At 61.8% G+C, this 26,453-nt stretch carries 26 protein-coding genes; 7 read left to right on the plus strand and 19 right to left on the minus strand.

Annotated features, from left to right (window positions below):
* The gene (locus NR126_RS12050) at positions 1-1,320 is read right to left on the minus strand and encodes an MFS transporter (protein WP_033866227.1); all 1,320 of its coding nucleotides are present in this window, start codon (positions 1,318-1,320) and stop codon (positions 1-3) included.
* Positions 1,321-1,706: 386 nt separating this feature from the next.
* Between NR126_RS12050 and NR126_RS12055 the strand changes: the two genes are divergently transcribed.
* Entirely contained in the window at positions 1,707-2,846 is a 1,140-nt protein-coding gene (locus NR126_RS12055; protein ID WP_256830288.1) for a porin, read from the plus strand.
* On the opposite strand, the gene NR126_RS12060 is transcribed toward NR126_RS12055, so the two are convergent.
* Positions 2,843-3,766, minus strand: a complete 924-nt coding sequence (locus NR126_RS12060) for a LysR family transcriptional regulator (RefSeq protein ID WP_256830290.1) — start codon at positions 3,764-3,766, stop codon at positions 2,843-2,845. The genes NR126_RS12055 and NR126_RS12060 overlap by 4 nt on opposite strands.
* A gap of 106 nt (positions 3,767-3,872) precedes the next feature.
* Between NR126_RS12060 and NR126_RS12065 the strand changes: the two genes are divergently transcribed.
* Both NR126_RS12065 and NR126_RS12070 read left to right on the plus strand, forming a co-directional pair.
* Positions 3,873-4,343 carry an RNA methyltransferase gene (locus NR126_RS12065; RefSeq protein ID WP_027619228.1) on the plus strand — a complete coding sequence of 157 codons (471 nt, stop codon included), beginning with the start codon at positions 3,873-3,875 and terminating at the stop codon, positions 4,341-4,343.
* A 78-nt stretch (positions 4,344-4,421) separates the two neighbouring features.
* Positions 4,422-4,799, plus strand: coding sequence for a DUF2892 domain-containing protein (locus NR126_RS12070; RefSeq protein WP_027619229.1), 378 nt, complete (start codon positions 4,422-4,424; stop codon positions 4,797-4,799).
* 34 nt (positions 4,800-4,833) lie between these two features.
* Here the strand turns inward: NR126_RS12070 and NR126_RS12075 are convergent, their stop codons facing one another.
* Together NR126_RS12075 and NR126_RS12080 are read right to left on the minus strand one after the other, a co-directional pair.
* The gene (locus tag NR126_RS12075) at positions 4,834-6,057 is read right to left on the minus strand and encodes a hypothetical protein (RefSeq protein WP_027619230.1); all 1,224 of its coding nucleotides are present in this window, start codon (positions 6,055-6,057) and stop codon (positions 4,834-4,836) included.
* Between the two features lie 39 nt (positions 6,058-6,096).
* Positions 6,097-6,546, minus strand: coding sequence for a YcgN family cysteine cluster protein (locus NR126_RS12080; protein WP_256830292.1), 450 nt, complete (start codon positions 6,544-6,546; stop codon positions 6,097-6,099).
* 278 nt (positions 6,547-6,824) lie between these two features.
* Here NR126_RS12080 and NR126_RS12085 point away from each other — a divergent pair, with 278 nt between their 5' ends.
* A complete protein-coding gene (locus NR126_RS12085; RefSeq protein ID WP_256830293.1) occupies positions 6,825-7,418 on the plus strand; it encodes a nitroreductase family protein in 594 nt (197 codons plus the stop codon).
* Positions 7,419-7,456: 38 nt separating this feature from the next.
* Here NR126_RS12085 and NR126_RS12090 read toward each other — a convergent pair whose 3' ends face one another.
* From NR126_RS12090 to NR126_RS12115, 6 genes are all read right to left on the minus strand, one after another.
* Positions 7,457-8,389, minus strand: a complete 933-nt coding sequence (locus NR126_RS12090) for a D-2-hydroxyacid dehydrogenase (protein ID WP_027619233.1) — start codon at positions 8,387-8,389, stop codon at positions 7,457-7,459.
* A 126-nt stretch (positions 8,390-8,515) separates the two neighbouring features.
* On the minus strand, positions 8,516-8,809 hold the full coding sequence (locus NR126_RS12095; protein WP_256830294.1) for a YcgL domain-containing protein: 294 nt from the start codon (positions 8,807-8,809) through the stop codon (positions 8,516-8,518).
* Positions 8,806-9,939, minus strand: a complete 1,134-nt coding sequence (gene rnd, locus NR126_RS12100) for a ribonuclease D (RefSeq protein WP_027619235.1) — start codon at positions 9,937-9,939, stop codon at positions 8,806-8,808. The genes NR126_RS12095 and rnd overlap by 4 nt, the downstream gene beginning before the upstream one ends.
* Positions 9,940-10,056: 117 nt before the next feature.
* Positions 10,057-10,740, minus strand: a complete 684-nt coding sequence (locus tag NR126_RS12105) for a class I SAM-dependent methyltransferase (RefSeq protein WP_256830295.1) — start codon at positions 10,738-10,740, stop codon at positions 10,057-10,059.
* Between the two features lie 70 nt (positions 10,741-10,810).
* On the minus strand, positions 10,811-12,460 hold the full coding sequence (locus tag NR126_RS12110; protein WP_256830296.1) for a phosphoethanolamine transferase: 1,650 nt from the start codon (positions 12,458-12,460) through the stop codon (positions 10,811-10,813).
* A 147-nt stretch (positions 12,461-12,607) separates the two neighbouring features.
* Positions 12,608-13,978 (minus strand): glutamine synthetase family protein, encoded by a 1,371-nt coding sequence (locus tag NR126_RS12115; protein ID WP_256830297.1) that lies wholly within the window; start codon positions 13,976-13,978, stop codon positions 12,608-12,610.
* Positions 13,979-14,449: 471 nt separating this feature from the next.
* On the opposite strand from NR126_RS12115, the gene NR126_RS12120 reads away from it, so the two are divergent.
* Together NR126_RS12120 and NR126_RS12125 are read left to right on the plus strand one after the other, a co-directional pair.
* The gene (locus NR126_RS12120; RefSeq protein ID WP_027619239.1) at positions 14,450-15,634 is read left to right on the plus strand and encodes a cyanate transporter; all 1,185 of its coding nucleotides are present in this window, start codon (positions 14,450-14,452) and stop codon (positions 15,632-15,634) included.
* A gap of 92 nt (positions 15,635-15,726) precedes the next feature.
* Positions 15,727-16,662 carry a LysR family transcriptional regulator gene (locus tag NR126_RS12125; protein ID WP_105754301.1) on the plus strand — a complete coding sequence of 312 codons (936 nt, stop codon included), beginning with the start codon at positions 15,727-15,729 and terminating at the stop codon, positions 16,660-16,662.
* A gap of 7 nt (positions 16,663-16,669) precedes the next feature.
* On the opposite strand, the gene NR126_RS12130 is transcribed toward NR126_RS12125, so the two are convergent.
* The gene (locus tag NR126_RS12130) at positions 16,670-17,035 is read right to left on the minus strand and encodes a 5-carboxymethyl-2-hydroxymuconate Delta-isomerase (RefSeq protein WP_256830298.1); all 366 of its coding nucleotides are present in this window, start codon (positions 17,033-17,035) and stop codon (positions 16,670-16,672) included.
* 77 nt (positions 17,036-17,112) lie between these two features.
* Positions 17,113-18,033, minus strand: a complete 921-nt coding sequence (locus NR126_RS12135; RefSeq protein ID WP_027619242.1) for a LysR substrate-binding domain-containing protein — start codon at positions 18,031-18,033, stop codon at positions 17,113-17,115.
* Between the two features lie 234 nt (positions 18,034-18,267).
* Here NR126_RS12135 and NR126_RS12140 point away from each other — a divergent pair, with 234 nt between their 5' ends.
* On the plus strand, positions 18,268-18,477 hold the full coding sequence (locus NR126_RS12140) for a hypothetical protein (RefSeq protein WP_105754300.1): 210 nt from the start codon (positions 18,268-18,270) through the stop codon (positions 18,475-18,477).
* A gap of 136 nt (positions 18,478-18,613) precedes the next feature.
* Here the strand turns inward: NR126_RS12140 and NR126_RS12145 are convergent, their stop codons facing one another.
* The 7 genes from NR126_RS12145 to NR126_RS12175 are packed head-to-tail and all read right to left on the minus strand — an operon-like array spanning position 18,614 to position 26,211.
* On the minus strand, positions 18,614-19,795 hold the full coding sequence (locus tag NR126_RS12145; RefSeq protein WP_027619244.1) for a pyridoxal phosphate-dependent aminotransferase: 1,182 nt from the start codon (positions 19,793-19,795) through the stop codon (positions 18,614-18,616).
* A gap of 48 nt (positions 19,796-19,843) precedes the next feature.
* Positions 19,844-20,533 (minus strand): ABC transporter permease, encoded by a 690-nt coding sequence (locus NR126_RS12150; RefSeq protein ID WP_027619245.1) that lies wholly within the window; start codon positions 20,531-20,533, stop codon positions 19,844-19,846.
* Positions 20,534-20,545: 12 nt separating this feature from the next.
* A complete protein-coding gene (locus tag NR126_RS12155; RefSeq protein WP_051550545.1) occupies positions 20,546-21,259 on the minus strand; it encodes an ABC transporter permease in 714 nt (237 codons plus the stop codon).
* A gap of 36 nt (positions 21,260-21,295) precedes the next feature.
* Positions 21,296-22,072 carry a transporter substrate-binding domain-containing protein gene (locus NR126_RS12160; RefSeq protein ID WP_027619247.1) on the minus strand — a complete coding sequence of 259 codons (777 nt, stop codon included), beginning with the start codon at positions 22,070-22,072 and terminating at the stop codon, positions 21,296-21,298.
* Between the two features lie 53 nt (positions 22,073-22,125).
* A complete protein-coding gene (locus NR126_RS12165; protein ID WP_372826334.1) occupies positions 22,126-22,941 on the minus strand; it encodes an ABC transporter ATP-binding protein in 816 nt (271 codons plus the stop codon).
* Positions 22,942-22,992: 51 nt separating this feature from the next.
* The gene (locus NR126_RS12170; protein WP_256830301.1) at positions 22,993-24,576 is read right to left on the minus strand and encodes an amidohydrolase; all 1,584 of its coding nucleotides are present in this window, start codon (positions 24,574-24,576) and stop codon (positions 22,993-22,995) included.
* Between the two features lie 33 nt (positions 24,577-24,609).
* Complete coding sequence (locus tag NR126_RS12175) at positions 24,610-26,211, minus strand: 5-guanidino-2-oxopentanoate decarboxylase (protein WP_256830302.1); 1,602 nt, start codon at positions 26,209-26,211, stop codon at positions 24,610-24,612.
* Between the last annotated feature and the right edge of the window lie 242 nt (positions 26,212-26,453).

Below are 26,453 nucleotides of genomic sequence, written 5' to 3' on the forward strand. Positions count from 1 at the left end.
TCAGTCTCTTCCGATGTTTTCCGGCAACAGCTTCAGGCAGATCAGGCTGATCACCCCGCCGGCCAGTAAGTAAAAAGCCGGGGCCACCGGATTTTCGAGGGTGGATGTCAGCCAGGTGGCGATGAGCGGCGAGAAGCCACCGAACAGCGTGACGCCGAAGCTGTAGCTGACTGAGGTGCCGAGGGCTCGGTGCGGCTTGGCGAAGGCTTCCATGATCATGGCAAAGAAGGCCCCCGACCCGACGCACCCCGGCAACACCAGCAGCGCCACGATCAGCATCGCCACATAGAGGTCGGTGGTCTGCGACAACAGCCACAGCGCCGGCCATGCGGCAATCACCGGCAAGGCGACGGTCCACACCAGCAGCTTCTTGCGCAAGCCGTGGCGATCGGCAAAACGTCCGGCGATCGGTGTGATGATTGCCAGGCAGGCGGCGGCCACACAGGCAATCGCCAGTGCGCTGCGTTGTGGATAGTGAAGCGTGGTGACCAGGTACGAGGGCATGTAGAAGATAAACAGGTACATGCCGATGGTGGCGCTGGCCATCAAGCCCGTCGCCAGGAGGGTGTTGCGCAGGTCAATCACCTCGCGCCAGTGCGGCTTTTGGCGGATCGACGGCGTTGGGCTAGCAGCTTCCTGCTCCAGGGTTTCCGGCAGGCAGCGGCGGATGTACCAACCGACGGGTCCGATCAACAGACCTATCACGAAGGGGATGCGCCAGCCCCAGCTCTCAAGGTCAGGCGTGCTCAGGACATTGCTCAACAGCAGCCCGATGCCCGCCCCCACCAGGGCCGCATAACCTTGACTGGCAGCCTGCCAGCTGACGCTGCTGCAGCGGTTCGAGGTGGCTGCCGACTCCATCATCAACACCGAGGCGGTGCCGATTTCCCCGCCGGCGGAGAACCCCTGGGTGAGACGACCGATCACCAACAGCACCGTACCGATGACCCCGGCCTGCTGAAAGGTGGGGGCAAATGCAATCAATGCCGTGCCCAGCGTCATCAGGAAAATAGTCAGGGTCAGCGCGGCCTTGCGACCTTTTCGATCCGCATAGCGGCCGATCACCATCGCCCCGACCGGGCGCATCAGAAAGCCCACACCGAATGCGGTCAACGACATCAGCAACGACGCTATCGGTGACGCCGCCGGAAAAAAGTTTTTGGCAATCACCACCGCAAAAAAGCTGTAGATGGTGAAGTCGTACATTTCCAGAGCGTTGCCCAGAGCACAGGCCACAGTGGCTTTGCGAGAACCGACCGCAATCTCCTGGGGTCGTATCGAGCCGCTGGTCAAGTGAGTGTCCGAGTGCAATGTGGTCATGGGAGCTCTCTCCGAGTCGTTGTTGTCCTGGACCCACTATCGGGCAACTCCTCGAGTGAATCACTTGCACTTTATGCAGGCAGTTAACCAATAGTTAATTCATCTGCATTCAAGACCGCGTTTCGGCGCTACAACAGTGCACCTGGTACGCCGCTTTGCGCTTTTGCCGCACAAAAGCCCGAGAACCCTTACCCGTTCTCACCCACCGAGGAGTTTGATTGGGCCAAGTTTTCGACGATTCACGCCAAGGGCTGAACCCTGAGCGCTTGAATTCGCGACGGGAAATTATCATTCAGGCATAGCCATACGAAATTCATCATTTCCGCAGCGTTTTTATTTCGCAGAGTCTGCAGCTCCTCAGCCGTCAAACACATGGAGCGTCTGCAATGAGTCATACCCCCGCGTGCAATTCCGTCCTGGCCGCCCTGTTGCTGGGCCTCGGCTTTCCGGTCGCCGGCCTGGCCGAGGGCTTCCCTTCAATAGCCCGGGTGGCATCCGGGTTTGGCTACTACAACATCGACAAAGGCTACGATGACAAACTCAAGGTGTACGGCACCGTCGATGCCTTTGCGAACTATCAGGACTCGGGGCATTACTCGGGGTTCAAGGTCGCTGGCGGCGCGGCCTGGACCAACAAACTCGGGCTGTACATGCGCAAGGCGCTGGACCCCGACACGGTGTTGGAAGTGGATGTCGAGGAAGGATTCAACCTCAATGGCCAAGCCTTCGACGAGCACTGGAAGCAGGTGGGGACATTGCGCCTGGCGGTTGCCGCGTTACGCTCGAAAACCTACGGCAAGCTGGAGTTCGGCAAGACCTACGGCATGGCCACGCCAACCTTTGCCGATCCATTCCTCGCCACCTACGGCTCGCCCTACACCTACTTGAGCGGCCCCCCGGCCGGACGTGGTTCTTACTACCTGGATATGCGGCCCAAGCATACGCTGGCCTACACCACGCCCAAGTACGCGGGCTGGAGCCTGGGCAGTGCCTTGAGTTTCGGTCTGAACGACACCGCCAGTTCCGGCAAGATGCTGCGTGGCAAAGGCTTGAGCGTGCAGTACGGTGATGCCCGGTGGATATGGGTCGGATCATTCAACGACTATCTGAGCGACCCTTGGGAAGATGGCGGTCGACAGCGCCAGACCCACAACTATTTCAAAAGCGCCCTGGCGCTCTACGACTTCGGGCCACTGGCCGCCAGCTTTAACTGGCAGCGTCAGGACGTCGACTATTCCGAGACACCGAGCATGACCGCCTGGACCCTCGGCATTTCCGCGCCCGTGGGAAAAGCCGACGTGGCACGCCTGAGCCTGATCAAGCGCGACATCGATGCCGGCGACAAGGACGCCTTCGGCATGATGCTCGGTTATGACCACTTCCTGCGCCCGAACTGGGCGGTGTACGCCCGTGTTGCCCTGATCGATAACCGCCCCGAGTCGTCCGTCAGCTATGCCGGGATACCGGTCGAGCAAGCCGGTGACAATCCGCAAAACGTGGCCATCGGCATGTACTACCACTTTTAGAGATCGGCCTCAGCGAGCGCCTGTGCCGCCAGTTTCGACTTGAGGCCGTAGAACAGGTCCCTGGCGGGCGATGTCAGCGAGTGCCGATCGATGCAGACCAGGTAAATCGGGTATTCCGGAATGATTTCTTCGACCTCGACCCACACCAGGTCGGAGGCACGCCCCGGTGGCAGCGAGTCCCTGACCGAGAGCTTGCTCAGGGTCATGAACGCGTCGGCATTCTCCACCAGGCGCAGGGCCAACAGCAGCGAGGAACACTCGATCACCTTCTGCGGCGGGTGAATGTCGTTGACTTCGAACATCTGGTAGAACTGCGATGAGCGGTCATCGATTTCATCCATGCTGATCCAGTTGGCGTACTGCAACTGGCGCAGCGACCGGGAATGCCGCAGGGGATTGTCAGGGCAGCAGATGACCGTCCCCTGAATGCGATTCACCGCTTCCCAATCCAGATTCAGCCGTTGGGTGTTCTGCTGCGAGGTCAGGGCGAAATCCAGGGTGCCGTCACGCAGCAACTGCACCAGGTGGCTGGGACGTTGCTCGCTGATTTTTATCCGCACCCGTTGGTTTTTCGCCTGGAAATCACTGATGCACTGATCGAAACCCGGAAGCATGGCGGTCAGCGAGGTGACGCCAATCGTCACCTCGCCGACGGCTGTCTCATGAATATTGTCGGCCTCGATTTGCAGGCGCCGCATACTCTCAACCGCCATCTGCGCATGCCGAATCACCCGACGCCCTTCATCGGTGAGCGACATGCCCTTGTATGAGCGCTGCAACAAGGTCAGGCCCAGTTCGCGTTCCAGGTCCTTGATCGAGCGGCTCAATGCGGGCTGGGTAACATGCAGGATCTGCGATGCCTCAATGATGCTGCCGCACTGGTTGATGGCGACCAAGGCTCTGATTTGATGGAATTTCACGGCGTCCCACTCGTTATTATTTATCCCCTAACGATAAAGCAAGATGCCGGCCAGCAACCGATATTCCCCGTATAATCGCCCTCTTTTACCCGAAGGCACCCCGCTCGTGGCAGATAAACGGTACAGCTGCATTGGTTTGTATAACCCCAAATCACCGGAAAACGTCGGCTCGGTGATGCGCGCCGCTGGCTGCTACGGCGTGGCGTCGGTGTTCTACACCGGCAAGCGTTATGAACGCGCCGCCGATTTCGTCACCGACACCAAGCGCGTGCACTACGACATCCCGCTGATCGGCATCGACGACCTGAAGAAAATCCTGCCGCTGGGCTGCGTGCCAGTGGCGGTCGAGCTGGTCGAGGGCGCCCGCGCGTTGCCGGAATACACCCATCCGGACCGGGCGCTGTATATCTTTGGCCCGGAAGACGGTTCGCTGGATAAAGAGATCCGCGACTGGTGCGAAGACGTGGTCTACATCCCGACCACCGGTTGCATGAACCTCGCGGCCACGGTCAACGTGGTGCTCTACGACCGCATGGCCAAGGGCCTGAATACCCGCTCAGGGCCTAAATTTCGCTGATTCCCGCCACGCTCGATTGAACGACTCGAACAGCCGCGCAGTCAGTCTTATATCCATTGCCCCTCGAGGAGACAGATGATGCACGAACTCAAACGCGTAGAACGAATCGACTCCACGCCATTCCAGAGCCAACCGAGCCAGAACGTGCACGGCTGGGAGCGCATCGGCTCGCTGGCCGGCGGCGTGATGATGGTCGGCAAGGGCCTGCGCCGGGGTGGCGTATTCGGCCTGATCCAGGTGGCATTGGGTGGCGTCGCGCTGGCGCGGGGCATCACCGGTCACAGCTCGGCGAAGAGTTTCCTGGAGAAAAGCCGTCAGGACATGAACAACGTGCGGGCGAAAATCGAGCGCGCTGGCGAAGAGCTGGCAGCCCTCAAGGCCAATGCCGAAGCGGCGACCAAGACGGCCACCGTCACCGGCAATGACTCCCTGAAATCGCCGAAGGCCGGCGTCTGATCGCGGCCCCCTTGCCAGCAGCAAGGGGGCCGGCTCACTTGAGCAGGTCGCTCTGCAACACTTTCGACGGCTCACCGATGATGCTTTCAGCCAGCGTCACGAATTCCTTGGTGCTGACCTTGTCCAGGCGCATGACGCTGTGCAGCAAGTCGTCCAGTGAGCGTTTGTTGCGAGTTTGCAGGCGAATCTCGCGATCCAGTTCCTGCAACAACACCACCGCCCGAGCGACCTGGGCGGCGCTGGCCTGTTCGCCGCGCAGGCTGCTGACTTTCCCACCGACCTTGAGCAGGTTGTCGTGCAGCACCTGATACCGCTCATCGCTCATGCCACCGGCACGGCGCAGCAGCTCGACCGCGTAAAAATCGGCAAACCCTTCACTGATCCAGTCACTGCGGTCGTCATCGCTGATCCGCCCGAACATCTGCGCCAGTTCGCGCAGCAGCGGACTGCTGCCGCTTTCGCTGACCAGCGGCAGGCGGCTGTGCAGATAGATCGATTCATAACCCGCCGTGCTGCCGCGCCACATCGGGTCACCAGCGCCGACAATCAGCACCTTGCCCGGATGGCGCGGATACACCGCCTGTACCTGCGGCCAGACAAAGGTCAGCAAGGTCAGCACGTCCATGCGCCGCATGCCCTGCCCGCGTGGCGACGCGACCGTGACTTCGGTTTCGCCCAAGCGGGTGCGACGGGTGCCGAGGTTGCCAGCGAGCATCCAGCCGGTGGGCCGGTCGAACAGGCGGGAAACGTTGTCGACGCGAAAGCGGTTTTTGCCGATGCGCGGCCAGGCGGTCTCGACGCTTTTCCAGCCGCTGGGCAACTCGAATGCCAGGCGCGACACCAACTCGATGCCGTCCTGCTGATCGAGGCGCGCCGCCGGCACCAGATCGTCACCGCGCAGCAAGGCCCAGCTTGGGGTCATGCGCGCTTCGAAGGTGTTGTTCTTGCGTGGCTGGCTGATGCGCACCTTGTAGGTCAGGCTGGCCTTGTCCGCCGCCGGGCGCCACAGCCCACGGGTGACCTTGCCCGGCGTCAGTTGCCATTGGCCATCGGCCTTGAAATCGCTGTAGCGACTGCCGTCGGCCAGATCGAAATCCAGGCTGCGCACCGCCGAACCCTGGGCCAGGGTCAGGCGCACTTCGGCCTGATCGCTCTGCGGCAACAGGCGCACGTGATAATCCAGATCGACTTTCTTCGCCGCCCACACCCAAGGGCTCAGCACCAGCAGCGACAGCGCCAACGGCAAGCGCACAGCCATACACACTCCTTCGTGACTCATTGGTACAACGCGCGGGACTTAGCCTGCGCGAAAAATCAGATGATCTTCCCAATCATCTTCAGGCACGCTGCCCTCGGCGAGCATGCGCCCGGACTGCGAGATACGCTCGTGGTGCACGGCATCGCGGTCGCCGCAGACCAAGTGATGCCAGAGCGGCAAGTCCTTGCCTTCACTGACCAGGCGGTAGCCACAGGTCGGCGGCAACCATTTGAACTCATCGGCCTTGCCCGGCGTCAGTTGGATGCAGTCCGGCACCGAGTCCCGACGATTAGGATAGTCGCTGCACTGGCAGGTCTTCATATCCAGCAGTTTGCAGGCGATGCGCGTGTAATAGACGCTGTTGTCCTCTTCATCCTCGAGCTTTTGCAGGCAGCACAGGCCACAGCCGTCGCACAACGACTCCCACTCCTGCGGGTCGAGTTGCTCGAGGGTCTTGCGTATCCAGAAGGGTTCAACTTTGGCGGCCATGGTTCAAACATCTGCATCAGGTGGAGAAAAGGCCGCCAGTCTAGTGCCCAAGGCCGCTCGGGCCAAGCGCTGGCGACTGCCGGTACGCCGGCACTTGTCAGTTGCCATCGGGCCAAGTAGCTTTGCCAGTCACCACGACCCATGCCCCTATGCCATTAACGCCCGACCGCGTCGCATTGCGGTGACGTTTCAGGGGTCGGCAAACCCCACTGCCCAGCCAACTGGTGCACCGCGGTTTTTGCTCGTTTATCCCTTCATCCACCTCAGGAATTTCCTCCATGAGCGCTAACCCACGTGTTGCCGATTACGCCATTGACCCGCAGTTCACCGAGCGCTGGTCGCCACGCGCCTTCACCGGCGAAAGCATCCCCGAAGAAACCCTGCTGAGCTTTTTCGAAGCCGCGCGTTGGGCGCCATCGGCCTACAACTCGCAACCCTGGCGCTTTCTCTACGCGCGTCGAGACACGCCAAACTGGCAGCGCTACCTGGGTCTGCTCAACGAATTCAACCGTAGCTGGGCCCAGCACGCCTCGGCCCTGGTGATTGTGATTTCCAAGACCACCTTCACCGCGCCGGGCGCCGACGCTGAAACCCCGGCCCTGTGGCACACCTTCGACACCGGTTCGGCCTGGGGCCACCTTGCTCTGCAGGCGTCCATCAGCGGCTGGCACACCCACGGCATGGCCGGCTTCGACCAGAAGCTGACCCGCAGCGAGCTGAATATTCCAGAAGGTTATGCGCTGCACGCCGCGGTGGCGATTGGCAAGCTGGGCGATAAGGCGTCGCTGGCCGAGTACCTGCAGGCCCGTGAAGTACCAAGCCCGCGCAAACCGCTGAGCGAGCTGGCCGCCGAAGGCGATTTCAGCCTGTAAGGAATGAGGCGCGCGAGCCTGCTCGCGCGCCCGTCACACTAGTAGCCGCGATCGAAATCCACGGCACCGCGCAACGTCTCGCCCGCTTTGTAGGCGCGCAGGTTTTCCAGGAACAGCTTGACCATCAGCGTCGGTGAAGTCGGTGCCGAGCTGTGGCCGGTCAGCAACAGGCCCCAGGCGGTCCAGAACGGATGACGCTGCGGCAAAGGTTCCTGACGACATACGTCGATGACCGCGCCCGCCAGATGGCCCTCTTTCAAGGCTGTCACCAGATCTGCGTCAACCACCGCGACACCGCGTCCGGCATTGATGAACAAGGCGCTGGGCTTGAATCGCTGGAACAGCGCCGCGTCGTACAGATCGTGGGTGCTCGGCGTGTTGGGCAGCAGGTTGACCACGTAATCGACCTCGCCCACCAGCCGACCGAGGTCTGCCAGTCCTGCCACTTCAATGAACGGTGCCTGCTCACGCGGCGCGCTGGCGACCCCGTACAACTCGACGCCGAACGGCTGGAGGAATTGCGCGACGCTCTGGCCGATATCGCCGGTGCCGACAATCAGCACCTTGCGTCCGCTCAGGCTCACGCCCTGGCGGTTGTCCCATTTGCGTTCGACCTGGCTGACCAGGCGTGCCAGCACTTCGCGCTCGTGACCCAGCATGTAAGTCAGCACGTATTCGGCCATGACCTGGCCGAAAATCCCCACCGCCCGAGTCAGGCGGTAGTTGCGTGGCAAGCCTTCGGCGAGCAGCGGCGTAATGCCGGCCCAGGTCGACTGCATCCACTGCGGGGCATGGCCCTGGCGCAGCAGGTTCGCCAGCAAGTCCGGCTGACCCAGCCACACCGGGCAGTCGGCGGCCAGGTTGGCCAGTTCTGCGGAGTCGCCACTGGTCAGCACCTGCAATTCGGGAGCCTGCTGGCTCAGCAGTTGGGCGTAGACCGCATGGTCGTGTTCGGCAATCAGAACGCGCATGGTTCAAACCTTTAAAAACAGTACACAAGGCCGCCACCGGAGTGTGCTCCCCGGTTCGCGGCCTCTGCCAGGATAATCGGTGCCATGGGTGCATCCGGCCCTGGACAGGGCCGGTGCATGTTCCCGTCAAACCGGATCGTTACGTCGCAGCAACTCTTCAGGCAGGTGCTCGATGTATTCGTCTTCGGCGGGCGGCATTTGCAGGTGGTAGCCCTTGGTTTCAAGGTTTTCCAGGACCACCTCGATGTCTTCACGCGAGAGCTTGCGCTCGGGGCTCAGCACCAGGTCAAAAGCATGCGACGGTTTGCCGAACGCTAACAGCAGGGTTTCCGGCACGCGCTCAAGGGCATCGCTCTTGAGCACATAAAGGTACATTTCGTTTCTCTTCGGGCTGCGGTAAATCGAGCAGATACGTTTCAAGGCTGTTCTCCTGCAGTGGCCAGGCTGTCGAGCAGGGCCTGGCCCATCAATTCGCGGCGCCAGCCACGCAGCGATTCGGGCAATTGGTAAGGACCCTCGGGGAAACCGCTCTTGAGCAGGGCCTCGAGGGTTTTCTTGCGCAGCATCAGTTCCGGGGCGACGTTCAAGCGCTCCGCCTCGGCCTGACCCAGGGCGCGCAGGCGCTTGATCAGGGCCGCGGCCTCGATAGGCAGCGGCTCGGGGATCGCGGGCGGCCATTGATCGGGCGAAACACTGCCGGCCCGCTTGATCAAGTCCAGCAGGAACTCACCGTCCTGACGCACGGTGCGCGGGTGCATGTCTTCGATTTTGCCCAGCGCCGAGAGATTGTCCGGCTGGGTGCGAGCCAGCGGCCACAAGGCGTTCTCACGCACGATGCGGTTGCGCGGCAGGTCGCGGGCACGGGCCTCGCGCTCGCGCCAGGCGCAGAGTTCACGCAGCACCGCAAGTTGCGCACGGGACAGTTTCCAGGCCAGCTTGGCCTCGCGGTAGACCTCGTAGGGATCGGTTTCCCGGCGCAGGTTGGCCACCAGCTCGGCGCCGTCTTCCAGGACCCAGGCGAACTTTTCGTCCGAGAGTTTCGGCCGCAGTTGCACAAACACCTGCGCCAAGTGCAGGGCATCTTCGGCGGCGTAGCTGATCTGGGTCTCGGACAGCGGGCGTTGCAGCCAGTCGGAACGGGTCTCACCCTTGGGCAGGTCGATGCCCAGGACTTCCGAGACCAGGCGCGAATAGCCCATGGAAAAACCGAGGTTGAGGTAAGCCGCCGCCAGTTGCGTGTCGAACAGTGGCGCGGGCAGGCTGCCGGTCAGGCGCAGCAGGACTTCGAGGTCCTCGCTGCAGGCATGCAGCACCTTGAGCACCGCCGGGTTTTCCAGCAAGGCCGCCAGCGGCTGCCAGTTGTCGATGGTCAACGGGTCGATCAGGTAGGCGCGCACGCCGTCACCGATCTGCAGCAGCCCTGCAATCGGGTAGAACGTGTCGACCCGCATGAATTCTGTATCGAGGGCGACGAACGGCAGTTGCTGCCATTGGGCGCAAAACTGACCGAGGCTATCGTTGTCGCGAATCCAGTGAATATCGATGGCCACACGGCTCTCCCTTGATGAATGGCGCGCAGTATATATCGCCCCCGACGATTTCCGCGCATCCACTGAGCGCGAGCGTGCAGGAAATCAACGGTTGAGGGGTAAGCGTAGTTCGCCCCATCAGTCCTGACTGACTTTGCGCAGGACGTAGACCCGTGGCGCGGCAATGCCTGGAAACATGTCCTGATGGGACTGGATCTCGAAGCCTGCCGCCCTGAACTCGGCCTCCAGGGTGTGTTTATCCACCTGGGCCCGCGGCTGAGTCGCCGTCAGCCCGGCCGCCGCCGATTGATCGCCCACCCATTGCAGGCGTCCTTCGATGCGCACACTGACAATCAGGGTATCGCGACTGACCCGGTAAAACTCTTGAAGCAGGGCCAGCCGGTGCTGGGCACCAGGCAAGTATTGCAGCAGCGTCGAACAGACAATGCAGTCCACCGCATTGGCTGGCAGGCCAATGGCAAACGCCGAACTCTGGAACGTGCGGATGCGCGCCAGCAGGCTCGCTGAATGATGGGTGCGGGCATGGTTGAGGCGCTCGTTCGATTGGTCGGCGGCGAGGATCACCCGATTACCGTGCTCCGCCAGCACCGGCCAAAAACGCCCCGCCCCACAGGCGACATCGAGCACCAGCCCTGGCTCGCCCGCTTCATCCAGGGCATTGCGCAGCAACTGCTTGCTGCGCCAGCGAGCCAGGCGCTGGCGCCAACCCTGGGGCTGCGGCTCCACGCAGGCACAGCTGTACTGCTGGCCATGACGCTCGGCGAATTCACGCTCGATGTAGGATGGGGGGTGGGCGGACATGACAGGCGACTCTTGTAAGGTATCTACCAAGACCAGCTGCGTAGCTGGCCTGCGAGCAACGCTGTAGCACTCAATCCTTGGCCAGGACACCATCGACCACCGTGCCACGGCATCGGGCAAACATATCCAGATCAGGGTTGTAGACCTTGCTGCTCACTTCCAGCAGCCCCAGCATCGAGTGGAACAGGTTGTCCTGGCTCAAGGGTTTTTCCCGACTCTGCTGCAGGCAATGGGTGTCGACCGAGAACGACTTCTGGTAGCTGTCGGAAAACCAGGCGAGCATCGCCACATGCTTTTGCTGCTCGGGGGCCAACATATAAGGCGTGCCGTGCAGGAACAGGTTGTACTCGCCCAGCGACTCGCCGTGATCGGACAGATAGAGCATGGCGGTGTCGACTTTCTCCTGATTGCTGCGCAGCACGTCTATCAGACTTGAGAGCACATGGTCGGTATAGACCAGAGTGTTGTCGTAACCGTTCACGATACTTTCCCGGCTGCAATTGTTCAGTGCATTGCTTTCGCACACAGGCGTGAAGCGTTCGTACTCCTTCGGATAACGCTTGAAGTATTCAGGACCGTGGCTGCCCATCTGATGCAGGACCAACACTGTGTCCTTGTCGAGATTGTCGATGAATTGCTGCAAGCCCTGCAGAAGGATTTCATCGCGGCATTCACTGTTGGCACACAGGGCCGGATCCTTGAGGTTGCTGACATTCTCCACGGTGACGCGGTCGCAGGTGCCCTTGCAGCCGGACTGATTATCCCGCCAGATGACGTCCAGCCCGGCGCGTTTAAGCACATCCAGCAGACCTTCTTCATTCTTCGCGGTGCTCGCGTCGTAGTTCTTGCGCCCCATGTTGGAGAACATGCAGGGCACCGAGACTGCGGTTTCAGTACCGCAGGAATGCACATCGGTGAAGGCGATCAGGCCGGCTTCCTTATTCAGTTTCGGCGTGGTGTCACGCTCATAACCGAGGACACCGAAGTTCTCGGCGCGGGCACTTTCGCCCACCACCAGCACGGTCAGGGACTTGAGTCCGTGAGTCTGCCAGACGGGATTGCGCTGGGCATCTTCACCGACTTTGACGAAGGGTTGGCTGGCCGACTTCACCTGTTCGCGCAGGTAACCGACGGACGCGCCGATGTAGTTACTGGGCACCACCATTAAGCGCAACTCGTGGTGATTGCGAAACAATGACGACAGCCCTTGATAGTTCACCAACGCGACTGCGCCAATCACCGCAGCGGACGCCACACCGGCCAGCACTTTACTGAGTAACTCGCGGTGCCAGCGACGATAAATAATGGGGGTTTTCCATAACAGCCAAGAAGGCAATACGCCGAGGAATAAAATGTAAGCCAGCAACTTCAGCGACAATAAGTCCCGGACTTCGGTGGCATTGGTTTCGGCGAAGTTGCGCAACATGCCGGCATCGATCAAGACCCCATACTGACCCATGAAATACGCCACCCCGGCACTGATCAGGAACATCAGGGTCAACAGCGGTTTGAACAGCGGACGCACGGCCAGCAAGGTCAGGGCGATGTTGAATGCGCAGAGAATCATCACGCCGAACGCCACCCGCATGCCAATGCCCTGGGCATCGCTGCTGGTGATTTCGAACAGGTGTTGCCAGAGCACGGAATTGAATCCCGCCAACAATAACGCGCTGGCAATCAACGTCACCCATTCCGGGCGCACGGCTTTGACTTTAAACATGAGAGGTCTGCAGATTCCTGAAGTAAGTAACGCCCGCCAGGAACGAATTATTCTTTGCTGACGACAGCACAAACTTTAAGCAGACCGGTATCAATTTTTCGTGAAAAAGAAGCCAACAAATAGTTGGCTTCAAGGTCTTGCCGTGGCTCAGGCCTGGTGCAGGTACCAGCGCCAGTCCTGCTCGCCAACTTCACCCATGAACTGGCGGTATTCGGCACGCTTGACCGCCAGGTACACGCCGAGGAATTCGGGGCCAAAGGCATCGCGCGCCCAGGACGAGTTTTCCAGCGCGCGCAGGGTGGTCAGCCAATCGGTGGGCAGCAATTCCTTGGCCTGGGCGTAGCCATTGCCTTCGACTGGAGCGCCGGGGTCGCACTGTTCGCGAATACCGCGATGGATCCCGGCCAGAATCGCCGCTGCCGCTAGATACGGGTTGGCATCGGCGCCGCAAATGCGGTGCTCGATGTGCCGGGAAAACGCCGGGCCACCGGGCACCCGCAGGCTCACGGTGCGGTTGTCGACGCCCCAGGTGGCTGCCAGCGGCGCGTAGCTGTTGCTCTGGAAACGACGATAGGAGTTGGCGTTGGGGCAGAACAGCAGCAGCGAGTCGAGCAAGGTGCTGAGCATGCCGCCCACAGCGTGACGCAGCAACGGCGTGCCATCCGCGGCTTCGCTGGCGAACAGGTTGTTGCCGTGCTCATCGGCAATGCTCACGTGCATGTGCATGCCGGTGCCGGCCAGGTCGTCAAATGGCTTGGCCATAAAGCACGCGCTCATCCCGTGCTTGTGCGCCACGCCCTTGACCAGGCGCTTGTAACGCACCGCCTCATCCATCGCCTGCAGTGCATCGCTGCGGTGCTCGAGGGTGATTTCCACCTGGCCCGGGGCGTACTCGGAAATCGCCGTGCGTGCTGGAATCCCCTGGAGTTTGCAGGCGCTGTAGAGGTCGGCGAGGAAAGGTTCGATCTGCTCCAGCTCACGCAGGCCGTAGACCTGGGTCGAGCGCGGTCGACCCCCGTCGACGTCCCGCGCCGGTTGGGGTCGGCCGTGGCTGTCGCGTTGTTGATCGAGCAGGTAGAACTCCAGCTCGGCCGCCATCACCGGGTAATAGCCGTCGGCCTTGAGCCCGTCGATGACCTTGACCAGCAACTGCCGGGGATCGGCGATGGTCGCCGGCATACCTTCTTCGGGGTGCATGCTGACCTGCACCGCCGCCGTCGGAATCTGCCGCCACGGCATGCGCTGCAAGCTGCCGCTGAGGGGGTAGGCGCGACAATCGATGTCACCTACCTCCCAGACCAGCCCGGAGTTTTCCACGTCGTCGCCATTGATGGTCAGGCCGAGAATGGTGCTGGGCAACGGCCGCCCGCTTTGATAGACCGCCAGCAGTTCATCGCGGTGCAACAACTTGCCCCGGGGCACGCCGTTGTTGTCGAGGATGAACAACTCGAACATCTCGATATCGGGGTTGGCTTGCAGAAAATCAGTGGCTTCTTGCAGGGAGGCAAAGGGACTCATGGGAACGCTCGTATTTCCAGGTCAGGCAGGCGCACAGGCACCGCCAGTCAGGCCCCGGCGCAATACCGGGACCGCTTGAAGTGAATCAACGGGAAATACGAACATCCGGTGGGCGCGCATGGCGACAATGCCACAGCGCCCAGAAGGCCAGTTGCGAAGGCAGGGCTGACAGGTCCATAAGCTCAATCGCGGAACACAGAGGCTGAGCAGCGTCACATGTGAGGAAGCGTCGTTAAATTCAGGTTTGAAGGAGTTTGGTTGTGGATGAACTAAACATTGCCCGGCGCCGCTTCTTCTCAGACTTGAAATCCCCCCTGCGGGAGCGGGCCTGCCCGCGATGCGATCTCCCGGACATAGCAAGCCAGTTAACGATTCCCCCGATTTAATTTCTAAATCCCGCCCCGGACTTTCTGATTTGCTGTCCCCTCCTCCGAACGGCCTAATCCAGACTTCGTTGATCAAGGCCCGTTTATGGAAAATGTACGCTCCACCTCCCGCCCCGCCGTCTGGCTCATGCTCGCCGTGGTTCTGGTCGCGCTGAACCTGCGTCCGTCGATGGCCGCCGTCGGTCCGTTGCTCTCGGGTATCCGCACTGACATTCCCCTGAGTTTCAGCCTCGCTTCGCTGCTGACCATGCTGCCGGTGATGGCGATGGGGCTGGCGATGTTTTTGGGTCTGGCGGTCAGTCGGCGCCTGGGTGAGCATCGCACGGTGGTCTGGTCGCTGTTGATCATCGCTGTGGCCACTGCATCAAGGCTGTTTCTCGATTCGGCCATGGAGCTGATTCTCAGCGCGGTACTGGCCGGCATCGGCATTGCGTTGATTCAGGCGCTGATGCCGGCGCTGATCAAGTCGCGCTTTCGCGACAACGTCTCGCTGTTCATGGGCCTGTACGTCACCTCGATCATGGGGGGTGCGGCCATTGCCGCTTCGTTTGCGCCGCTGGTGATGGCGCGCACTGGAAGCTGGCGCATTGGCCTGGCGATCTGGGCGGCGCTGGCGGTGGCGGCGTTGCTGTTCTGGTACGCGCAGCGCTCAGCCCTGCCGACGCCTGCAGCCAGCTCGCAGGTCAAGAGCACCTTCGCCGGCAATGCCCGCGCCTGGCTGCTGGCAATCTTCTTCGGCCTCGGCACGGCGTCCTACACCTGCGTACTGGCCTGGCTGGCGCCCTATTATGTGGAGCAAGGCTGGAGCGAACAGGACGCCGGCCTGCTCCTGGGTTTCCTCACCGCCATGGAAGTGGTCTCCGGGTTGCTAACCCCGGCCCTGGCCAACCGCAGCCGCGACAAACGCCTGGTGCTGGTGATTCTGCTGAGCCTGATCGTCGTCGGCTTCGTTGGCCTGATACTCAGCCCACACGCCCTCAGCCTGTTGTGGACAAGCCTGTTGGGCCTGGGCATCGGCGGTCTGTTCCCAATGAGCCTGATCGTCAGCCTCGACCACCTCGACAACCCGCAGCGTGCCGGCGGCCTGACCGCGTTCGTGCAAGGCATCGGTTACCTGATCGCCGGGATTTCGCCGCTGCTCGCCGGAATGATCCGTGACCTGTCGGGCAGCTTCGAATGGGCCTGGTGGTCGCTGACGGCGGTGATGCTGGTGATGATCCTGATGGCCTTGCGCCTCAATCCACGGTATTACGCCCGGCACATCACCTGAGCGCCCCCACCCAAAATCCCGACCACATGCGTTAGCATCGCCGGTTCAGGTCTGCGCCGTTCATGGGCAGACCGCTGAACGAGACGGTGTGAATGCTCAACAGTAACGTGCTGCGCAAACTCGACATGCAAGACCTGATGGTCTTCGTTGCGGTGTACCGACAAGGCAACCTGACCGAGGTCGCCGAGGCACTCAGTGTCAGTCAGTCGACGGCGAGTTATTGCCTGAAGAAGTTGCGCAACAGTTTCGCCGACGAGTTGTTCATCACCACCCGCACCGGCATGCAAGCGACGCCCAGAGCCGCCGACATGTACCCCCATGTGCTGCAAATCATCGAAAGCCTCAACCGTTGCCATGCCGGGGTCCAGGCCTTCGATCCGACGCGCCAGGCGGTGACCTTCAACCTGTGTGCACCGGAGTATTTCGAGCACCTGTTGTTGCCGCGCCTGCTGCAGTACTTCGCCGCGCTCGACTGGCCGGTGACCATTAATGTGCACAAGCTCGAAGCCGACATCCCCGCCGACGCATTGCGCGATGGCAGCATCGACCTGGTGATCGGCTTCGGCCCGAACTTTCACCCAAGCCATGGCGAGTTCCGATCGCAGGTACTGCTCGAAGACGAACTGGTCTGTGTGGTCGACAAAGGCACCCTGCCCGCGACTTCGCCCATGAGCCTGAAGGACTTTGCCGAGCGCCGGCACGTGTACCCCACGCCCTGGACCTCCAGCACCAACATGGTCGATGGCTGGCTCGCGCAGCGGGACCACAAGCGTCAGGTGGTGGCCCGCGCCAATAGCTATGGCGCAGCGTTGAAGCTGATCGCCGGCACCGACTACATCCTCGCCATGCCGCGACGCATCCAGCAAGCAATCGCCACAGCACCGATGTTCGGCCACTGCGCCGCGCCGCAGGGTTTGCCGGGTTTCAGCCTGGACATGCTATGGAGCCCAACCCGCGAGTCGGACAGCGCCAACCGCTGGTTACGCGAACAGGTGATCAAGGCCTGCACCGCGCAGGAGCAGGCCTGAGGAGGAATCAGCGGCCGATGGCGACCTTGTTGTAAGTCTCGCGATCGTTGTCGAGCACTTCCACGGACAACTGCACCTCGACCCCGACCGGCCATGGGCCCAGGTCCTGAAGAATCGCCAGCAGGCTTTGCGACAGCTGGTTTTTGACTTCCGTCGAACGACCACTGAGCATCGACAGGTACAGCGCGACAAATCCGCGCTCACCGATACCGGTGCCGACCCGGTAAGTATCCAGCTTGATTGCCCGGCTCTTGATGTCGAACTCATCGCCGAAATGCCCCGAGGCAACCAGCGCCTGGTTGAAACGCAGCAACGCTACATCGACGTTGAGCTCTGGCAGATTGGCGGTGTATTCCATGTGCAGGTGGGGCATTGCAGTCTTCCTTGTGGTGACGCTCAAAGGGCGCTAGATATACCACGCTGCCACCTCCCGTTCCATGCGGGAAATCCTTAGGCTGCGGGTTTGTCGCGATCGCTCATGAAGGCTTCCAGACGCGAGCGCAGCCAGCGTTCGGCCGGGTCGGTGTCGACGTGGCTGAGCCAGACCATCGACAGGTCGAGGGTCGGGGTCTTGAATGGGAACGGTTCCTTGAACAGTTGCCCAGAAGCGGCCATGGCAGTCGCGGTGTAATCCGGCAGGCTGGCGATCAGGTCAGTGCCGGCGAGCAAGGCCGGCAAGGCGCTGTATTGCGGCACCGAGAGCACTACCTGGCGCGTGCGGCCGATCTCCGCCAGCCACTCATCAGCAAAGCCGCTGACGTTGGCCGTGTGCGACACCAGCACGTGCGGGCGGGCGCAATATTCATCGAGGGTCAGCGGGGTATCGGAAGCATCGGCGCGTAGGATGCTCGGCTGGATATGCCGCAGCAACTTGCGCTTGGCATTGGCCGGCAGGCCACGAGTCTGGCTGATGCCGACGGTAATATCGCCGGACGCCAACAGGTCGGGGATGCGCCAATAGTCGACATGCTGGACCACGAACACCACCTGCGGCGCCTCCTTGCGCAAGGCACTCAGGAGCGGCGGCAGCAAACCGAATTCAACGTCATCGGACAGGCCGATGCGGAAGGTCATGGTGCTGCTCAACGGATCGAAATCGCGAGTCAGGCTCAGGGCCGAGGACAGAGCGTCGAGCGCCGGGGACAGGTGCTGGATCAACTCTTCAGCGCGGGCCGTCGGCTCCATGCGGTGGCCGACGCGAATGAACAGCGGATCGTTGAGCATGGTCCGCAGGCGATTGAGCGCCGAGCTGATGGTGGGCTGGCCGAGAAAGAGTTTTTCCGCCGCTCGGGTGACGTTGCGCTCGAGCATCAGCGTTTCGAACACCACCATTAGATTGATGTCGGCCTTGCGCAGTTCATTGCGATTCATCTACCGCCCCCACTCTCCATGACTGGCGCCAGTTTAGGGAGCCACGAGGCGCGGCGTCCATCGACAATGGCGCTGGATCAGGTCGGCGCGTTTAAAAAAACGCTTCGATGACAGCCGCGTCGTACAGGCTTTTCCTTTTTTTCCGCAGCGTCTGGCGCGCGCAAAAATCGTCGTTACCCTGAGTCCGATTTCGTCGCATTTGCCCGAAACAAACACGACTCAAGGAGCCCTACCATGGCCAGAGACAAAGCCAAAGATGACCTGCATTTCAACTGCAGCCAGAAGCACGAGACCGACTATGTGGCCGGTCTGTACCCGGAAAAACACAAGCAGGATGTCAAGGACCTGCTGAGCAAGGCGTGCAAGGAGAACACCCTGAAAAACTCCACCCACAAACAGGTGTATGCGCTGATTGAGCTGGAGTTGGGGCATAAGCTGGCTTAAAAAAACGACGCCACACCATTGTGGGAGCGGGCTTGCCCGCGAAGAACGTCAACGATAACGCGGACATTCAGGATGTCCGCGGTGTCCTTGAATTCTTCGCGAGCAGGCTCGCTCCTACAGGGGGGAAGTGTGAGGTTCAGACGCGGGCTTTAAGCCCATCGATGAACCCGGCAATCCGCCCACAGGCATCACTCAGCGCCGCATCGGAGACGGTGAACGAGATCCGCACAAAGCCCGTGGTACTGGCGCCAAAGGCACTGGCATCAAGCACCGAGACGCCGGTGGCGCGGAACAGCTGCCAGGCAAAATCAGTACTCGACAGCCCGGTCTCACGCACATCCACCAGCATGAACATGCCAGCCTCAGGCACCTTGCACTTGAGCAGCGGCACGTTGCGCAAACCTTCGACCACCAGATCCCGACGCCGGCGATACAGCTCGCGGGCGTGACCCACGACCTGCTCGTCCAGTTCCAGCGCCTTCAAAGCCGCCGCCTGAATAAACCCCGGCAAGCCGTAGAGCATGCACAGCAGCAGGTTATCCAGATGGCCGATCAACTCTTTCGGGCCGACCACCCAGCCCACGCGCCAGCCGGTCATGGCGTGGGATTTCGACAGGCTGTTAAGCACCACCGTGCGTTCGGTCATGCCTTCCAGGGTCGCCACGCTCTGGTGTGGACGGTCGTAGGTCAACTGGCCGTAGACTTCGTCACTGATCACCCACAGGTTATGGCGCTGGGCGACCAAGGCCACGGCTTCCAGCTCTTCGCGGGTGTAAACGTTGCCGGTGGGGTTGTTCGGCGTTGCCAGGGCGATGCCACGGGTCTTGTCAGTGATCACCGCTTCGATCGCCGCCAGGGTCAGGCGGAAATCGTTTTCCGCCGGCTGGGCAATCGGCACCAGACGTGCGCCGCTGGCCTGGATGCTCGCTTCGTACGTCAGGTACATCGGCGCCGGCACCAGCACTTCATCGCCAGCCTCGAACAGGCACATGGCGACCGAGTACAAGCCGTTCTGCGCACCCGCCACCAACGCCACGTTCTCGGCGGACACCGGCTGCTCGAGTAACACGCTCTGCTTGGCGGCAATCGCCTCGCGCAGGGCCGGGCGGCCGATCACGTGGCAGTAGTGGGTATCGCCCTCGTTCAAGGCCTGCACCGCCGCCGCGCAAATCTCGTCGGCGGTGGCGAAATCCGGATCGCCAATGCTCAGCACGATCGCATCTTCACCACGCTCCTGCGCATCGCAGGCGGCGTAGTGAATGTCCCAGGCGGTGACGGTTTCACCGCTGATGCGCTGGACCATGGACGAATATTTCATGTGAAACTCCTTGTGAGCCCTCGGGCCGAGGTTTCAATAACCTTGAAGTCAGGCCTGACGTTGGGGCGTCTTGCCGATACGGGCAAAGCCTTGTTCGATCACGATCGCCAGAATGATGTAGATCACCGCGACCACCAGCAGCGGTTCATAGACCCGCAACGTTTGCGCACGTACCAGGTTCGCCGCGCCGAGCAGGTCGGTCACCGCGACCGTCGAGGCCAGCGCCGTGGCCTTGAGCAACATCACGCTTTCGCCTGCGAGGGTCGGCCGCAACATCTGCAACGCCCGTGGCATCCACACCCGCCGCAGCACCAGCCACGGGCGCATGCCATAGGCCCGCCCCGCTTCCAGCTCGCCACGCGGCACCGCGCGCAAACCGCCACGCAGCACTTCGCCGACGTAGGCCGACACACTCAGGGTCAGGGCAAACGCAACGTACCAGAAACCTTCACGCAAGTAAGGCCAGAACATACTGCCGCGAATCAACGGGAAGGTGGCGAACAGGCTGCCCACGCCGTAGTAAAGCACGTAGATCTGCACCAGCAAGGGCGTGCCACGCAGGACACTGGTGTAGAACCGCAGGCCGTTGGCCAGGAACGGATTCTTCGACAAACGCCCCAGGGCCACGCCAATCGCCATCAGGAAACCGAAGAACCCCGAGATCAACAGCAACTGGAGCGTCAGCCCCAGGCCCCTGACCAATTCATTGTAAAAACTGCTTATCCATTGAAAGTCCATCACCGCCCTTCCCTATGAGTGCCGTGGCATCCAGCGTTCGAAGCGCACTTCGACCTGCCGGAAGACCGAACTGGAGACCAGCGTGATCAGGTAATAGAACGCCGCGACCGCCAGGTAAAACAGCAAGTAGTGCTTGGTCGAGGCCGCTGCCTGGCGGCCGGCGGTCAGCAGTTCGCTGTAGCCGACCACGCTGATCAGCGCGCTTTCCTTGACCAGCACCAGCCACAGGTTGGACAGCCCGGCGATAGCGAACGGCAGCATGCTCGGCAGGATCACCCGGCGCACCAGCATCAACCGGTTGATGCCATAAGCGCGTGCCGCCTCGATCTGGCCATGGGGAATCGACTCGATGGCGCCACGGATGATTTCACCCGAATAGGCGCCCTGAACGATGCCAAGCACCACCACCGCCGCCATGAAACCGTTGATCTCGACCGCCGGTTGGCCGAGCGCGGCCATGGTCAGGTTGATCAGGTCGGCGCCGGCGTAATACAGCAACAGGATCAACAGCAATTCCGGCACCGCGCGGTACAGGGTGGTGTACCAATTGGCACAGACCACCATCCAGCGCGGCCCCTTGAGCTTGACCATGGCCACGATCAAACCGATCGACAATCCCAGGACGAAGGCGCCCAGGGAAATACCCAGGGTTTTCACCATGCCCTCGGCCAGGGCCTGCAGCCAACCGTCAGCAAAAAACAGCCGGGAGATTTCAGTAACAGTCATGCGCACACCTTCGCTGGGTTTGCTTGATACAGCGGATCACTCAAGGGCCGAGATATCGGTCTTGAAGTAGCGCTGTTGAATCTTCTGGTAGGTGCCGTCGTCACGCAGCGCTTGCAGCGCCACGTTCAAACGCTCACGCAGGGCGTCGTTGCCCTTGCGCACGCCAGCGCCGACGCCTTCACCGAACAACGGATCGAGGGGCGCCACACCCTTGCTGGCGAGCATGGAGTTTTCCGGCTGGTCGAGCAGCGGTTCGACCACCAACTGGTCGCCGAGCATGATGTCGATACGGCCGCTGCGCAGGTCGGAGAGGATGTCGTCCTGATCGTTGTAGTAACGAATGGTCGAGGTCGCGCCGTAGTACTTCTTGACGAACGCCGAGTGAGTGGTCGAGCCCTGCACGCCGATGATCTTGCCCTTCAGGCCTTCCGGGGTGGCTTCCAGCGGCAGCGCGCTTTCGCCGATCCACAGGGCGCGAGTGAAGAAATACGGCTGGGTGAAATCGATCACCTGCTGGCGCTCGGGGGTGATCGACAGCGAGTTGAGGACCACGTCCACCTGCTGCGATTTAAGGGCTGGAATCAGACCGTCCCAGGACATTTCATTGAGGGTGCAATCGGCCTGCATACGTGCACAGACGGCGGTGATCATCTCCGGCTCGAAACCGCTCCAGTCGCCCTTGCCGCTCTTGAACGAGAACGGCGGATAGGGTTCCAGGGCGATGCCGAACACCAGTTTGTCAGCGGCCACGGCGCTGCTCGCGATAGCGGCCAGGACGCAGGCTTGCAGGGTAACCAATAGAGTTTTTTTCATGCAGGGGTGCCTCTTTCAGGTTGTTGTTATCGAGGTTGAAAAAACCGGCGCGATTACCCGCGGTTATCCTGGGCCATCACAAACTGCCGGCAGCGCTCGCTGCGCGGATCCAGCAACACCTGCTGCGGCGTCCCCTCTTCCTCGACCCGGCCCTGGTGCAGGTAAATCACCTTGCTCGACACGTCACGGGCGAAAGCCATTTCGTGGGTCACCAGGATCATGGTCCGGCCTTCTTCGGCGATGCCCTGGATCACTCGCAACACTTCGCCCACCAGCTCAGGATCGAGGGCTGAGGTCGGCTCGTCGAACAGCATCACTTGCGGACGCATGGCCAGGGCGCGGGCAATCGCCACGCGCTGTTGCTGGCCGCCGGAAAGGAACGCCGGATAGACATTGCGCTTGTCGACCAGGCCGACTTTTTCCAGCAAGTGTTCGGCATGGGCGGTGGCCTCTTTGCGGTCCTCACCGAGCACATACACCGGTGCCTCGATGACGTTCTCCAGCACCGTGCGATGGGGCCACAGGTTGAAACTCTGGAACACCATGCTCAGCCGCGTGCGCAGGCGCTCGACCTGACGCGGGTCGGCGACCTGCGCCTCGCCGTGGCGCCCGGTCTTCAGCTTTACCTGTTCACCATTAATCCGCAGGCTGCCGCTGCAGGGGATTTCCAGCAGGTTGATGCAACGCAGCAAAGTACTTTTGCCCGAGCCGCTGGAGCCGATCAGCGAGACCACCTCGCCCTCTTTGGCGCGCATCGAAATGCCCTTGAGCACGTGGTGATCGGCGTAGCTTTTATGCAGGTCGTCGATGGCGACGACGGCGGTGTCCGCCTCGGGCTGCGGGATGTTGACGTTGGTCAGTGCTTGCACGTCTGGTTCCTCGAATTCTTGTTGTTTCGGTACGCAGGGCTGACGCTGGGATCACTCGTCCTCGCGCGCCGGGATCCACCATTCCTCACCGCGCGCGGTGCTGATGTATTCCGGCCAGCGGTAACGGTGCGGAGCCTGGAAGTCGCTGGGCAGCAACGGTGCCTGCCAGTGTTCGCCGCCGATGCCACCGCCGGTGCGCTGGTCGAATTCGGCCTTGGCGGCGGCCAGCAGATCCTCGTTGCAGAACAGATCGAGCAACGTGGTGGCGATGGTTTTCGAGGCGACGTCAATCATTGGGTCGATGGTCTGCGCAATGCCGCCGAGGGCATTCGAGACCCAGTCCGGGTAGACGTGACCGGCCGGCGCAGCAAGCATCGGCCGCGCCACCAGCAAGCGCACGGTCGGGCAATGCCAGGTGTATTCCGGGTAGTCGTCGGAGGTCAGGTATTTCTGCCAGGCCGGCATTTGCAGGCGCATCTGCCGTTCGCACTCCTGCGGATCGATCAGTTGTTCGATGGCTGGCAGAAAGGGTTCGGCCATCGGTTCCAGGCCCAGGTTGACCTGGATTTCCCGGGCGATTTCACAGGCTTCCAGACCCCACTGCGGCGCGCCGATGGCGGCCAGATTGTCGTAGGTGGACTGGGCCAGGACGTGGTTGGCCAGGCCGCCACGGGACTTGCAGACCCAGGTCTTTTTCCACTGGCAACCGGTGGCCATCGCCGCAGCGGCGGCGTTGTTGTCCATCACCGAAGAAATGGTCTCGGCCTGCTCGATCGAGTCGCAGCGCAGCAGGTACTGGATCTGCGACAAGTGTGGCGGCAGGTTGTCGGCCGTGGCCTGGCCGGCGGTGAGGATGGCTTCGTTGTAGCTCCACAGCCCGGTGAACGGCAGGGTCGAACGGCGCAGGCTTTCGTTGAGGTTGTAGAAGTGCATCAGCGCATCGTTGGCCCCCGGCGCGCGGGCGGCCAGGTGATTCTGCGGGATCGGGCTGTAGCGGTCGGCGGCGATCCAGTTCTCCGGGTCTTCGCAGGTGAAGCTATAGATGTAGGCGTAGGCGATCCCGCAATGGGTGTCCCAGGTGGTGGTGTTGTTCAGCGGCAGCATGTAGGTCGGGTGGAAGCTGATCGCCGCGTCGAGGTTGTCGTAGTAACCCTTGGCGGCGTGGACCGGCTTCGACGCCCGAAGTTTTTCCGCCGGCTCGCCGAAGAAGCGGATGGTGCCCTGGATACCGAATTCGAGCATCGCCGCCTTGGCCGCCAGCACCCCGCCGAGGGCACTGATGCCCAGCGCCGAATGCGGGTCGGTATGACCCGGGGCGAAGCGTGACAGGCCATCGCGCGGCATTTTGCGGGTGGTCGCGGCCTGACAGTTGCCGGGCACCGCGTCGTATTCGGCGTAGGTCGCCAGCACCGGACCGTCGCCATTGCTGAAGGTGGCGCAGAAGGCCGTCGGCATGCCGCCGCTGCCTTCTTCAACGGTGAAACCTTCCTTGCGCAGCCGTTCGACGTACCAGGCGCAGGATTTGTATTCACGAAACGCCGGCTCCGCGTAGTGCCAGATAATCTGGTGCCAGTCGGACAATTGCTGGCGATGCTGGTCGATCCATTTGCGGGCAAATCTTTTCTGCAATTCCATGCGACTTTTTCCCAAGGGTTCGGCGGAGGCTGCTCAGGCAGACAGGAAGGCGGCGGCGTCGAGTTCCAGCAGCACCGGCTGACGGGTGTCGACGAGACCCGCGAGCACTTCACGCAACTGCTCGCGGCTGTTGATAGACAGGTGCTGCACGTGGCAGGACTTGGCCAGCGCTGCGAAGTCCGGTGGCAGGATGTCGACGCCCAATGGCGGGATATCGCGCGCGGTCATGTAGTCGCGAATCTCGGCGTAGCAGTGGTTGTTCCACAGCACCACGATCACCCCGGCCTGGGCTTCACGGGCGGCGATCAGTTCGGCACTGGAGAACTGCACGCCACCGTCGCCAACCACCGCCAGCACCGGACGCTCCGGCATCGCCAATTTGGCGCCAATCGCCGCCGGCAAGCCGTAGCCGAGGGTGCCGAAACCGGTGCCGGCGTTGAACCAGCTATTGGCTTGCGGCGCCCGGTAGCCGAGTGCGCCCTGATACACCGGCTGCGTCGAGTCGCCGACCACAATCGGCGCCGGCAGGCTGTCGCGCAGGGTGTCGAGCATCTGCTGCATGACGTTCTGTTTGTGGCTCCAACTGCTGCGCTCGGCGGCATTGGTGCGGGCTACGCTGAGGCTCGGCCAGTCGCTGACCTGAGTGTCGGGCAGGCCATTCAACAGCGCCTGCAAGCCCAGTCCGGCATCGCCCAGCAGGCCAACGTCGGCACGGGTGGCGCCGAGGATTTGCAGCGGATCGATGTCCAGGCGAATAAGCGGCGCGTTCAACGCCAATGGCCCGAGGCCGAAAAAGTCGTAGTCGGTTTCACCCAGCTCGGTGCCCACCGCGAGGACCACATCGGCTTCGCCGAACAGTGCCCGGCCGTGTGCCGACGATTGCACACCGTCGAGCAACAAAGGGTGTTCCGGCGCCAGCAAGCCACGGGCATTGGTGGTCAGCGCGACGGGGGCCTGCAGACGCTCGGCCAGTGCCTGCAACGCCTGGCCCGCACGCCGCGCACCGCCACCGGCGAGGATCAGCGGCTTGCGGGCCGCTGCCAGCAATTGCAACGCCGCGTCGATGTTCGCGGCGGCCGGCGCCGGGGCTTGCGGCAAGTTGCGTGGACGCAAATCGAGACCATCGGCCGGCATCTCGAGTACGTCGAGGGGAATTTCGATGTGCACCGGACGTGGACGCGCGCAGTTGAACAACGCGAAGGCACGGGCCAGCACTTCCGGCAGCTCCTGTGGCCGCTGCAGGGTATGGCTGAAGGCGCAGACCCCGGCGACTACTGCACGTTGATCGGGCATTTCGTGCAGGTAGCCATGACCCAGGCGCTGATGCTCGCGGCGGCTGGTGGTGGAGATCACCAGCATCGGGATCGAGTCGGCGTAGGCCTGACCCATGGCGGTGAGAATGTTGGTCATGCCAGGGCCGGTGATGATGAAGCACACCCCCGGTTTGCCGCTGGCGCGGGCATAGCCGTCGGCCATGAAACCGGCGCCCTGCTCATGGCGTGGGCTGATGTGGCGCAGCGAACTGCCGTGCAGTCCGCGATACAGTTCAACGGTGTGCACGCCGGGAATGCCGAACACCGACTCCACACCGTAGCCTTCGAGTAACTGGACGAGCGCCTGGGCACAGCTGGTCATGCGAGCACCTCTTTATTCTTATGATGAGGCAGGCGTATCCCTGCCTGTTTCGAGGGCTCTAGTATTGGTGACAAAACAATTACATCAATCGAAATAAATTTGCGCCTTTGTCCAATTTAATTGAACAAAAGCCACCCCTCACGCGAGGGCGAAAGGATCATCTGGCTCACCAGTGACGGGCAAATTATTCGATTGTGGGGGGCGTGAATTTTCATAAAGATGCAACGCTCGACCTGACAAGG

This window comes from Pseudomonas sp. Pse1, assembly GCF_024519635.1.
Lineage (GTDB): Bacteria > Pseudomonadota > Gammaproteobacteria > Pseudomonadales > Pseudomonadaceae > Aquipseudomonas.